This window comes from Bacteroides sp. HF-162, from assembly GCF_015679285.1.
In the GTDB taxonomy this organism is placed as follows: Bacteria; Bacteroidota; Bacteroidia; order Bacteroidales; family Bacteroidaceae; genus Bacteroides; species Bacteroides uniformis.
Window position 1 is genome coordinate 3,628,106 of sequence record NZ_CP064937.1, and the last position, 12,285, is coordinate 3,640,390.

Annotated in this window: 9 protein-coding genes; 1 reads left to right on the forward strand and 8 read right to left on the reverse strand. The window is 49.6% G+C overall.

The genetic code is table 11. The annotated features are described in order from the left end of the window. The first annotated feature begins 48 nt into the window (after positions 1–48). Positions 49–1,284 (forward strand): fucose isomerase, encoded by a 1,236-nt coding sequence (locus tag ITJ87_RS15285; protein WP_117601238.1) that lies wholly within the window; start codon positions 49–51, stop codon positions 1,282–1,284. On the opposite strand, the gene ITJ87_RS15290 is transcribed toward ITJ87_RS15285, so the two are convergent. From ITJ87_RS15290 to ITJ87_RS15325, 8 genes are all read right to left on the reverse strand, one after another. Next, positions 1,285–3,888, reverse strand: a complete 2,604-nt coding sequence (locus tag ITJ87_RS15290) for a PAS domain-containing sensor histidine kinase (protein WP_117601239.1) — start codon at positions 3,886–3,888, stop codon at positions 1,285–1,287. Between the two features lie 94 nt (positions 3,889–3,982). Then, positions 3,983–5,230 (reverse strand): ABC transporter permease, encoded by a 1,248-nt coding sequence (locus ITJ87_RS15295; protein WP_117601240.1) that lies wholly within the window; start codon positions 5,228–5,230, stop codon positions 3,983–3,985. Positions 5,231–5,269: 39 nt separating this feature from the next. Beyond that, on the reverse strand, positions 5,270–6,502 hold the full coding sequence (locus ITJ87_RS15300; RefSeq protein ID WP_117601241.1) for an ABC transporter permease: 1,233 nt from the start codon (positions 6,500–6,502) through the stop codon (positions 5,270–5,272). A gap of 6 nt (positions 6,503–6,508) precedes the next feature. Continuing rightward, positions 6,509–7,777 (reverse strand): ABC transporter permease, encoded by a 1,269-nt coding sequence (locus ITJ87_RS15305; protein ID WP_117601242.1) that lies wholly within the window; start codon positions 7,775–7,777, stop codon positions 6,509–6,511. A 3-nt stretch (positions 7,778–7,780) separates the two neighbouring features. Next, positions 7,781–9,061 carry an ABC transporter permease gene (locus ITJ87_RS15310; RefSeq protein ID WP_117601243.1) on the reverse strand — a complete coding sequence of 427 codons (1,281 nt, stop codon included), beginning with the start codon at positions 9,059–9,061 and terminating at the stop codon, positions 7,781–7,783. Positions 9,062–9,086: 25 nt separating this feature from the next. Then, the gene (locus tag ITJ87_RS15315; protein WP_117601244.1) at positions 9,087–10,325 is read right to left on the reverse strand and encodes an ABC transporter permease; all 1,239 of its coding nucleotides are present in this window, start codon (positions 10,323–10,325) and stop codon (positions 9,087–9,089) included. A gap of 33 nt (positions 10,326–10,358) precedes the next feature. Next, positions 10,359–11,654, reverse strand: coding sequence for an ABC transporter permease (locus ITJ87_RS15320; protein ID WP_117601245.1), 1,296 nt, complete (start codon positions 11,652–11,654; stop codon positions 10,359–10,361). Position 11,655: 1 nt separating this feature from the next. After that, positions 11,656–12,270, reverse strand: coding sequence for a GIN domain-containing protein (locus tag ITJ87_RS15325; protein WP_117601246.1), 615 nt, complete (start codon positions 12,268–12,270; stop codon positions 11,656–11,658). Positions 12,271–12,285: the final 15 nt, after the last annotated feature.

Sequence of the window (12,285 nt, forward strand, 5' to 3'; positions counted from 1 at the left end):
AAGCTGGCTCAATTGTAAATAGTAAATAGTCAAATTGTAAATAACACCATGGTCATCAACCTTATAACTTTTGCTTCCATACTGCATAAACAAGCATCAGTCCGTAGCTCCCACGAAGTGATATTGACTGAATTGGAAAAATACTTTACCGTCAACTTCATTGATTACAAAGATATAGACAAGTTATCACCCGATGACTTCAGTATTATATTCATTGCCACCGGAGGTGTGGAACGGCTGGTAATCCAGCATTTCGAATCCCTTCCCCGCCCCGCCATCCTCCTGGCAGACGGCATGCAGAACTCACTGGCCGCCGCTCTCGAAATATCTTCCTGGCTGCGCGGCCGGGGAATGAAAAGCGAGATTCTTCACGGAGAGCTCCCCGAAACCATCAAGCGTATTTTTGTCCTGCACAGCAATTTCATGGCACAACGCAGCCTTTTCGGCATGCGCATCGGCGTAATGGGCACTCCGTCCAGTTGGCTCATTGCCAGCAATGTGGATTATCTGCTTGCCAAACGCCGCTGGGGTATCGAGTACACAGACGTCTCATTGGACCGCATTTATGAATACTACGGACAGATAACGGACGACGAGGTGGGCGAAGCATGCGCCGGACTGGCAGGAAAAGCGCTTGCCTGCCGAGAGGCAAGCCCCGAAGACATGATAAAGGCCATGCGGCTGTATCGAGCCATCAAGAGGATTGTAGAGGAAGAGCGACTGAGCGCCATTACCCTCAGCTGCTTCCGTCTGATAGACCAAACGGGAACCACCGGCTGCCTTGCCCTTGCCTTGCTGAACGACGAAGGAATCATTGCCGGATGTGAAGGCGATTTGCAATCCGTCTTCACCATGCTGGCCGTAAAAGTGCTGACAGGGAAGAACTCTTTCATGGCCAATCCTTCCATGATAAATGCCCGTACCAATGAAATCATATTGGCACATTGTACCATCGGTATCGCACAAACGGAGCAGTTCATCATACGCAACCATTTTGAGACGGAAATCGGCATCGGTATTCAGGGAATCCTGCCGACAGGAGATGTAACCATCGTGAAATGCGGGAACGAAAGTCTGGACGAATATTACCTGAGCACCGGCACGCTTGTTGAGAATACAAACTACATCAATATGTGCCGCACCCAAGTACGGATAAAAATGAACTCCCCTGCCGACTATTTCCTCAAGACACCGCTGGGCAACCACCACATCATGTTACACGGCAATTACGAGGATATATTGGAGGAGTTTCTGCAAGCCAATGCCTGCAAACGGATTGAATGATTATTCGTTCGCATCCGGTATCACCACCTCGAAACGCGTTCCTTTTCCCAACTCTGAGGAGACCGAGATAGAACCATGCAAGCGGTCTACGATGGTCTGGCAAATGCTCAGCCCCAAACCGGCACCCTGCGTAAAGCTGTCTTCTTTGTAGAAGCGTTCGAAGATATGTTTCTGGGCGTCTTCGGAGATACCGCTTCCCGTGTCTTCGACAAAGATGGTGGTATATCCTTCCCGGTTCGTGACGTAGCCGAAGGTGATGCTGCCCGTTACCGTGAATTTCTTGGCATTGTTTATCAGGTTGTTCACGACCTGCTTCAAGCGGACGGAATCGGTGATGACCAATTTGTCTTCCCCTTCCGGAATCTTTATACGTAGCTCTACATCCCGAGGCATACTCAGACGCTGGGATTCATGGACTTCCTGCATGATGAACGCCAGATTGAATGCTCCGAACTTAAAGTCCATCGTGCCCGATTCTATGCGCGAGAGGTCCAGAATATCGTTTATCAACGCCAACAGCAATGTACAGTTGATGTTGATTGTTTCGACGAACTGCTTTACCTCTTCCGGAGAAAAAGCGTCCAAATCCTTCAACAAATCCGAGAAGCCGACAATGGCATTCAAAGGGGTGCGTATCTCATGGCTCATATTGGCAAGAAACGCAGATTTGAGCTTGTCGGCCTGCAAGGCACGGTCACGTGCGGCAATCAAGGCCTCTTCCGTATCCTTGTAACGCTGGATGCTCTGGCATACTCCCAATACCATGTATGGGGTATCAACCGTCAGTCCGTCATAAGCGGTACTGCGGAACTCCCACCATTCATAGCTCCCATCCGCACTCTTCAACCGGAAACTCATCCGTGAATTGATTTCATTGCCCAACAGAATGGCATCAAAATTCCTGCGCGTATGCAGCAAGTCTTCCGGATGTATAAGGGTGTCCATCTCATCACGTGCCAGCAAGTCCGTATCACCGGTATACCCGAAACGGCGCAGCAATCCACCCGGGAAATGGAAACGGTTCATATGCATGTTGTACTGCCACGGATAAATGGAGCTTTCCTCCACCGCCATATTGAAGAAGCGTCTCTGCATCTCTTCTTCGGAGATATTGCGGCATACAATCGCCATTCCCGTCATCTTTTCATTGGCAAAGATAGGTACTACCTCGCCGGAAACGGGGAAATACGTTCCCTGATGGTTTTCCTGCATGAAGGCTTTCTCCGGAATAGAAATAGGTCTCTTTCCGGTACGTACTTTCTTCAACAAGTCCTGCAAGATGTTTTCTCCATTCATGTAAATCCTGAAAATGGAGCCGGCCATCTGCCCTTCATAGAAACGGGACGTATAGGTTTCGGAAGAAAGTCCCAGCATCTGTAACAACGGACGGTTGACAAAATGGATGCGCAGGTCGGTATCATACGTAATCAAGCCGTCGCGAATGGAACAGAAGATATTGTCGAACTCGTCGCGCTGCTCCACCAGGCGGTGCTGTATCAACAAGCGGGTCTGGGCATGTATGCGCTTACGCGACTCCCTGCGGTTGGCACGGAAAAGCCAGGCAACCAGCAGCACCAATGCCCCGACAATCAGCGAATAGAACAGAATGAACCAGACACGGTAACGCTCCATCAACGGTATATTCAAAATGATGCCCTTGCTCTCCGCACGGTTCGTGTCCACACGGAAAAACTGCAACTGTTTGTAATCGAACAGCAACTTGCCCCCAAAGTCCTTTACTCCCAATGAGGCGGGTGACTTGCCCTTCAAAATACTTGCAGCCTGCCGGCCGGCAGCAAAGGCATCCTCTCCGGGAACGGCATCATACACACACAGCACACCGTTCGTCATAGCCAGGTTCTGGCTGGTAAACACGGGAGCCTTCAACTTCAAGGAAAGAAAAGGAATCCATTTGGGAGCTATAACAATATGCTTGTAGGCATTGTAGTCATAGCAAATGGAAGTGATGATAGAGTTCAAGGACTTGGCCTGCACGTTCAGCACTTTCAACTCATGCTCCGGATAGTTGCTTTTTATGCGTTCCCAAGAGTCTTCCACAGCCCTGACCCCTTTAAGGCTCAGGAAACTGCTGTCGGACAGACAAACCAACTCCCTGCGGGAAGGGAACATACGGACAGCCGCATCCAGCAAGACATCGAAATCCGTTTTCGAAACATAGCCAGAGACGTTGGGCATTCTTTCAAAGACCCTCTCATCCGGGTATTTGATGCCCGAAACCACCACCGGTATCTGATAAGGCAGGGAATCACCGCAATGGGTCAATGTGAAGAAAGCCTCATCGCTGGAAGTCACAATCAAGTCCGTTTTCCGTTGCCTGGCACGCTGGCAAATGCGGCGCATGATGAAACATTCGGAAGCGAAAGACCAGTAATCGGCATTCAGATATTCGGTAATGATATTGGCTCTAACTCCCCCCTTTTTCAGTCCGTTCTCCAGATTTTCTGTCAGGAGGCTGTGCCAAGGAGTATTTTTTGTATAAGACTGTATGAAAAGTACATTGTACGTACGTTCCGCAGCCGAAAGTGTTCCCGACATCAACCACAACAAGCCTGCAAGCAATGGAAAGAAAAGGCGTTTCATCATAATATAGATTTTGTATACTCAACGCAAAAACTCTTATTCGTCACGCAAATATACAAGTTATATTGAGAATGAGTACAGATTACTCAAAAAAAACTCATTCATCATGCAATGCTTCGGCAGGCTGCACCTCCATGGCCCGTGAAGCCGGATACCAGATTCCTGCAATCACCATTAGTGCCATCAATACCCAGACAATAGAAACGCATATGACAAATCTCCCCCAAGTGGCATCCGTGGCTTCTGTAAAAGTGACATCTGCCATAACCATGTTAATACATATTATCAAAGCCGGGATAGAAGCAAGCGCCAACAGCAGCAACCCTTCACCCAGCAATTGCCAACGTATCCTTCCACGGCTGCTGCCCATGGCCATGCGCAAGGCAATCTCGCTGCGACGATGGCGGGTACGGAACCAGAAAGTTCCCATCAGCCCAATGAATACATTGAAAACGAAGAATATCACAATGAGCCTTGCACTACGGATATATGGGGTGATTCCTTCGGCAGCATCCCGTTCTATCTTCTGGTCCTTATAGCTCTGTATGTCGAAAAGATAGAATGGAGCGACCTGCAGCTGCGACGTCATATCCTGATAGAAACAGGCTGCAAAATTATCCGTATCTGCCTCCGGACGTATCCGTAGGGAGATGAACGGAAGGTACTGGGCCTCATAGAACCAACCAGGGAAAGGAGTCAGAACAAAAGGTCCGTAACGGGCGTAATCATCCGTCTTCTGCAAGGCACAGACTGCAGAGACACGGTAACGGAGACCTCCGCTGTAATAATCCAGGAACTCGCGGCCCACCGCCCCAGTACTTGTCTGAAAAAGGCTGTCTGCCAGATCACAGGTCACCACGGCAGGCAAAGGACTAGCAGTGGAATTCCAGTCTACGACATTCCCCTGCAACAACGGAATGCGCATGACGTCGAAATATTCTGGAGACACATAGCGTACTGTAGTCTCGACAACATGTACGCTGTCCGTCGTATACCCCTGGTAAACACGCCCGCGGGTATAGGTATCGGTACCCAACCACATGGCCGCACTCTCCACAGCAGGATATTGCCTGATACGCCGGAGCACCTCCTCCATCGGTTTGAACCAGAAGGTCTGCAGACTGTCTTCCGACGTGCACGGTACTATCTGTGTGGGGTTGCAGGAAATCCTTATCTTATAGACATGCTCCAAATCATACCCCTTAGGCTGCCGTTCTGCATGGGTAAAGCCATAGAGCACATCCACACAATACCACATCAATGTAAATACAATCAACAGCTCGGCAAACAGCCAGCCATTACTGCGGCGCTGGTTCCATATCTGATGTAAAATAGAATGTATCATACTCGTTACTGTTTTTTTAATTGGGATTCGTTTATCCGTTCATTCTCCACCAAGAACCTCGGCTATGGGACGGCGGGTGGCATGCCAGGCCGGAATAAACACAGAAAGCAGGTTGAACAACAGGCACACCACCAATACAGCCACGAAAACCGTGGGACGGAAGAAAAGCCAGACACTTACATCAAAATTCGTTCCGGGAGCGCCATAGCCAAGCATCCAATCCTTACCCAGCCATAGGAATATGCATGAAAAGAGAAAACCGAGCAATGCGCCGGCAAATGCCAAAGCCAGATTCTCACGGAGCAACTGCACCATTAAAGTAGAACGGCTGGCACCGTATGCTTTCCTTACCGCAAGCTCAGCCATGCGACGGGACATTTGCGAAGATATAAGTCCGCTGACATTGATAGCAGGTACAATCAGTAATATCAGACCCAGAATTATGCAGGTTACGGCAGGGCTCATCGTATCATTACGGAAGAACTGCCGTTCCGTATAAGTGCTGAGATCGGGAAGTTCCAGTTTATACTCAGTCAGTGTCTCGTTGAAGCGGGCAAGCGACTGTTCTATCTGCCGCTTGAGCTCCTCTCTACCGACACCGGGCCTGACAAGGGCCACAGCCTCGAAATCTCCCCGTAGCCCTTCACTGCCCAAATCGGAATTCCGGGTGGAATAAGGCATCCACAACTCTCCATAGGCAAATGTGAACAGAGAGCTCACATCTTTGGTGACCCCCACAATGCGTTTAGGGCGAAAGTTAACAAAATAATTCTTGCCAATGGCTGCTTCGGCAGACCCGAAAGCTTCGCGGGCAAGCTGTTCACCTATAACCACAACATCCCGGCAAGCATCGAACTCTTCGGTACTGAAAAGACGACCTGCCACAAGAGGGATGTCGTAGACACGCCAATAGTTCAAATCCACCTGACGAACCGTGCGGCGCATTCCCCGCGCTGGCGACTCCCCACAGTATCTAAGATAGGTAGGTCCCAGATAGGTGACAAGTTCTGCTCCCGGAAGTTCCTTAAAAATAGCGTTGACAGCCCGATAAGACATACCCGTATTGGAATTGCTGCGGTCGGACTTACGGTAAGAATATCCATAAGAAGAATATACCATACTACTGCGGTGCGACTCAGGAGCCAAGTCAGCCGTCTGGATGTCATACACCATGTAAATGACCATGACAAAGGTGATGCTCACTGCCGTACCGATGACGGAAACAGCACTGAAAAAGGGATTCTGGCGGATAAGAGCTAAAATTTGTTTCATAACTTTCTATTCATCATGTAATGCTTCGGCAGGCTGCACCTTCATGGCACCTCTTGCCGGATACCAAATACCTGCAACAATCATGACAGCCATAAGCGACCAGGTTGCCACAACAGCTGCCAGAAAACGCCCTCCGCCGAAAGGAAGTTTCTCAACATCCACCAACTCCGCCATTCCCACATTGAAGGCAATAATGACGGCAGGAACGGCTGCAAGGGTAAGCAGCAATATACCCTCCGACATCAGACGGAGGAAGACACCTTGACGCGAACTTCCCATAGCCATACGGAGTGCCACTTCACGGCGACGCTGCTGTGTACGGAACCAGAAAGTGCCGATAACGCCCAGAAAAATATTCATCAACAGAAAGCCGAGCACACAAAGCTGGGTTTTGGCTTCATTCATGTCCTCACGTTCGCATATCTCGCGCAAATCCTTGAAAGAAGTTACATCGAGCAGATAGAGATTCCCTACTTGATAGAGGCGGTCAGCATCCTCCATAAGCTTCTCCATAAAGCCGGAATCGGCATCAGGACGGACACGAAGACTGAGAGTGATGTATCGTGGATTTCCATATTCTTTCAGTCTGTCAAGGTTAAGATGCAAAGCTGCATAAGTACCTCCCCACTCTGAAGAAGTATAGAAGTGCGACCAACGTACGGGTGTGCCGACAGCCCCTACGCGGCACCGTTCATCACTACCGAAATTCAACAGTGTAAGTTCACGGTCTTGTAAAGAAGCTGCATTGTTCAGGTGCAATTCAGGATAGGCTGCAAAAAGATTGGAAGAAACGACCATATGGTCATCCCGTATGGCAGCGGCCATGTGGGTCAACATCTCCTCATCCGAGCTACCATAACGGAACACACGGAAAAAATCAGGTTCCACCCAAAGCAGATGAACATTCTCCGATATAGTATCCAGCCCCAGATTGAGACCGTTGCTACCGTCATTATAAGGAAAGCAATTCTGAGAAAGTGCCACAGCTTCCACACCTGGACGATGCCTCAAACGTTCGGCAAGTTCCACAAGATGCCGCATATCATCGTCCTTGGTCAAATCGAAATTATAAGCAGTAGACTTGAGAGTAAGCTTACTGACTGCAATATTATAGCAATGTTCCGTATCAAAACCCATCGGGGCATTGTAAACACGAAGAGTAACCAGTGTCCAGTCCACAATGTACCAAAGCACCACAAAGACCAGCAGCAGTTCCGTAAAAAGGAAAAGGCTGGAACGCCATTCATTCTTAATCTGAACCAATATATTCTTCATATGTCATTCCCCCCTCTGATTGATTGCATCCACTATATTCATCCTCGAAGCCCTCCATGCCGGGATACCGGCTGAAAGCAAATTCATCAGCAAACAGAAACCGAAAGCCGACAGAAAAGCCCATGGAGAAAGTAACATGCCAGGTGTCAGTGAAGTGTCTCCATTTAAATAGGCATTGGCGCTATTGCCAAAGAGGAAGCCGTTCAATAAAAAAGTAGCACCGTAACTCAAAGCCAGCCCCAGCATACCCGCCAACAGAGAGAGCAGCAGGTTTTCGAAAAACACCTGTCTTACCAGTTCACTACCCGTAGCGCCGAAAGCTTTGCGTACCCCGATTTCACTCATACGCTTCCGCATCCGCGAGAGGGTCATGGAAGAAAGGTTGATGGCAGGCACCAGTAGCAAGATGGTGATGACAAGCGCGTAACGCAAAACAATCCCCTTCATATCCGGCAAATGGTCCCATTTACGATACAGATTGGCAAACACCCCATCGGGTTGGTCACGATAAAAGGTTTCCGCTTCGGATAGACCGGCGTTATACGCAAGGCGCAATCTCTCCGCCTCTTCACGAATAGCCGGAAAATCGGCCGACGAATGTGCTAATATCACAGCCTTCATCTGCCCCATCGTATTTTCCCACCAGGCAAAACCAGCAGCATCGGTCGAATTATAAGGTACCCACACTTGCCCGTATGCTGAAGTGGCAAGCATGGAAACATCGGCCACGACACCTGAAACCCGGTAATCCACATGATTCAGTTGCAATGTCTGCCCCGTTACCTCCGTAGTGCCGAACAACCGACGCGCCACGGTAGCCGAGATAACGGCACAAGGTATTCCGGCATCGCTGTCTGCCTTGCTGAAACCTTTACCACTCAAAAAACGGAAACGGAAGATGTGCCAGAACTGTTCGTCCGTCTGCACCATATCCGCTGTCAGCTTTGCTCCAGCGAGCAACGACACACGCACTTTTTCCGGTAAAGATATAAGCGTGACGGCCTCTGCCGTAGAAAGCTGTTTAAAACATCCCTTACCCGTCTGTACAGACATGTGCCCATATGCCCCATGGTCAGTTCCTTTATACCTTACTGCCATGGTAGAAACATAAAGCGAACGCGAGCGGTTTATCTCCGGCTCACAATCTACCATACGTACTTGCAGGGTGATGACAAGCACCATAATCATGCAAATGGCAAGAGCGGTACCTATCACGGACACCCAAGTGATAATGGGATTCTCCCGCAAATGGTAGAAGGCTTGCTGAAAGTAGAGACGTATCATAAATAATTAAAAATTGAAAATTAAATTATTCGTCGTGCAGAGCTTCGGCGGGCTGTACCTTCATCGCCTTGCGGGCGGGGATGCCGATGCCGATAATAATCATGAGGGCTATCAACACAAAGCTGATCGCGGCACAGAGCAGCAGACGGCCCCACTCCAATGTCGTACCGTTCCTCCAGGAGTTCAATTCCAGATTCGCCAGATTATAGTCGATGAGCAATGCAACAGGAGTGACAATTGCCAACAATAATATCCCTTCACTAAGCAGCCGGATGAAGATGGCACGGTCTGTCGCTCCATGCGCTTTGTGCAGCGCTATTTCCGAACGGCGTTGCTGCGTACGGAACCAGAATGTTCCGAGCAAGCCGAGGAAGATGTTCAGCAGCAGGAATCCCATACCCATCACATAGTTACGGATATCATTGGTCCATGCCTGCTGGAAGTTGCGGCGGATGTCCTTGAAAGAACGTATCTCCGAAATGAAGATGTTTCCTACGCGAAACTGGCTCTCACTGTCTGCCTTCAACCTCTCAATGAAGTCATTGTCCTGCCCTTCACGGACACGGACACAAAGTTCGAGACCGACATAGTAGAAATTCTGCTTCACCATCATGGAATATGAGCTTCGTGCCTGGTCGTAATCGTGATAGCGTACATCTTGCAATGCGGCACCCAGCCGGTAGGTCTTCGTTGTGTCCCCAAAGAGATGGAACCGCTGGCCCACAAAGTCGGTCATCCTACGGTCATACTTACTAAAAAGGTTGTCCGAAGCCATGAAATCTCCGCGTTCCAACATTTCAGCCAATTGTTCGGGTGTCTCGCCACGCGTGCCCCGATAGCGAAATACACGGGGAAAATCCGGTGTCACCAACCTCCGGATAGTCCAACCGGGAGAACGCAACGTATCGTAGCTCACTTCAGCGCTTGAATTGCTTCCATTGTAAGGGTACGAATTCTGTGAAAGGCTCACCGCCTCTATCTCTGGCCGGTGGCGCAGACGCTCCAGCAACTTGGCTATGTCATCGTGGGTCTGCTGAGAGGTATGCCCGGCTATGTAGTCGGGGCTTTTGGGTGTCAGTTCACCCAACTCGATGAGGTAACAATGCTCGATATCAAAGCCTTTCGGCTCCAGGTAGGTAGCGGCGCGAGTATAGAGATAGTCCACCACGTACCACATCACTACGCTCACCACCAGCAGCTCCAGCACCAACCATAGGTTTGAGAGCCATTCATTCTTTATCTGTATAAGAAGTTTCTTAGTCATTTTCTTCAGCGATTAATGTTTAGTGACACGGGATTATTTATGCAAGCGTCCACCCAATGCATTTACAATGCCTACCCTCGATGCACGCCATGCGGGAATACCGGAACTCAATAAGTTCAGCACAAAGCAGAACAGCAGTGCCCAGCCAAAAGTAGAGCCATGCAGCAATATACTTGCATCCACGGCGGGAGGGCTCAGCGTCTGGCTGAATTCCTGGGCAAACAGCAGAGTATTTCCCAAATAAGCAAACACGACGCTCAGTAACAATCCCAGAATCCCTGCCAACAGTGTCACCACCAAATTCTCTGCAATGATTTGCCTCATCAGTTCCAGTCTTGTTGAACCGAATGCCCGGCGTACACCGATCTCAGCCACACGCTGGCGCAAACGGCTCTGTGTCATCGAGCTGAGGTTGATGGCAGGAACAATCAGTAGGATGATGAAGATAATGAGGCGCTGTCTGCGCGCCTGGTCCACGTCCGGTTCGATGTTGGCAGCCATGCCCGCGGCACTCTTCTCCTGGTCGTAGGGACGGTTGCGGTAAATCAACGAATAACCGTTCTCACCGATTATCGTGTTGTACTCCTGACGGCGGCGCTCCGTTTCCTCGCGGATGGCTGGAAAATCTTCGCGGCTTTTTGCCAGGATGGTGACGCTCATCATCCCCATGTGTTCGTCGCTCCAGGTATCCTTCGTTATCTCAGTAGAGGTATAGGGTACCCATACCTGCGCGTAAGCTGTGTTGGCTAAAGTAGAAACATCCTTCACTACGCCGGCCACTGTATAAGGAGCATGGTTCAAGAGGAATTCACGGCCCACGGCCTCCGTTGTCTGGAATAGCCGGCGCGCCACACTTTCCGTAATCACTGCCACGGGCAGTCCGGCGTCGAACGTAGCCCGGTCATAGGCCTTTCCTGCAACAAACGAAAAATCGAATACATGCCAAAAGGTATCATCTGTCTGCAACAAATCGATACCCGTTGCAGGTTGTCCCGGCAGATTCACGGGGGTAGAAACCACCATGCAGGTATAAATCGTTACCGCTTCCGGTGTCTTCAGCGATTTAAAGCACTCGAGCGCCGTCTTTATACCCATCGGTCCGTTGCTGGTTCCATCGCCCCAACTCTTGTTGGTAATGCTCATATAATGGGCGTGCAGAAAGCGGTCACGGTTACTTTCAGGGGCAAACGGGGCCACCTTCACCTGCTGCATCATCACCACCAGCATGATGAGGAAGATGGCAAGTGCCGTACCGGCTATGGTGACGGCACTAATCATCGGTTGCTGCCGCAACTGTGCCCAAGCTTGTGTGAAAAATTGCTTTATCATCTCAACGGCCTATTTTCAAATTATCAGTATTTACCTCGCCTATGCCTCCTTTAGAAATGTCAGCATGCCCGGCAGTTCCACTCAAAGTAATTTCACCGACTCCACCTACTTTGGCAGAGAGATAATCGCAAACTACATGGATGTCGGCACTGCCCACACCACGTAAAGCCACCCTCAGGTCACGGCAAGTCAAATCCTTCACATGTACATCACCCACGCCTTTCACTTCAAACTCCAGCTTATCCAGCTTCAAGGGTTCCTCACAGTTGAATTCACCCACACCGATAAATTCCACCATCTTTAAGTCCGGAGCCGAGAGACGGATGGTAACACCGTCATTTTGGTTGCGCACCTTCTTATCCTTGAAGCCGATGGTGAGATGACCATCCTTCACTGTGCTCTCCGTATTCTTCACGTACTTCTCCCGTCCTTCAATCTGTAGGGAGTAACTGTCGCTCTGTGTGAAATAAACCGTACCCACAGAAGTTATCCTGATGGATGAGAATGCCTCCACCTTACGTACTTCACTCACTTTGTTATCTTGTCCCCATGCACAAATTACGCCTGCAAATGCCAATGCCAATGCGATGATAACACCTATAATATTTGTCTTCATATTCTTGCTTATTTA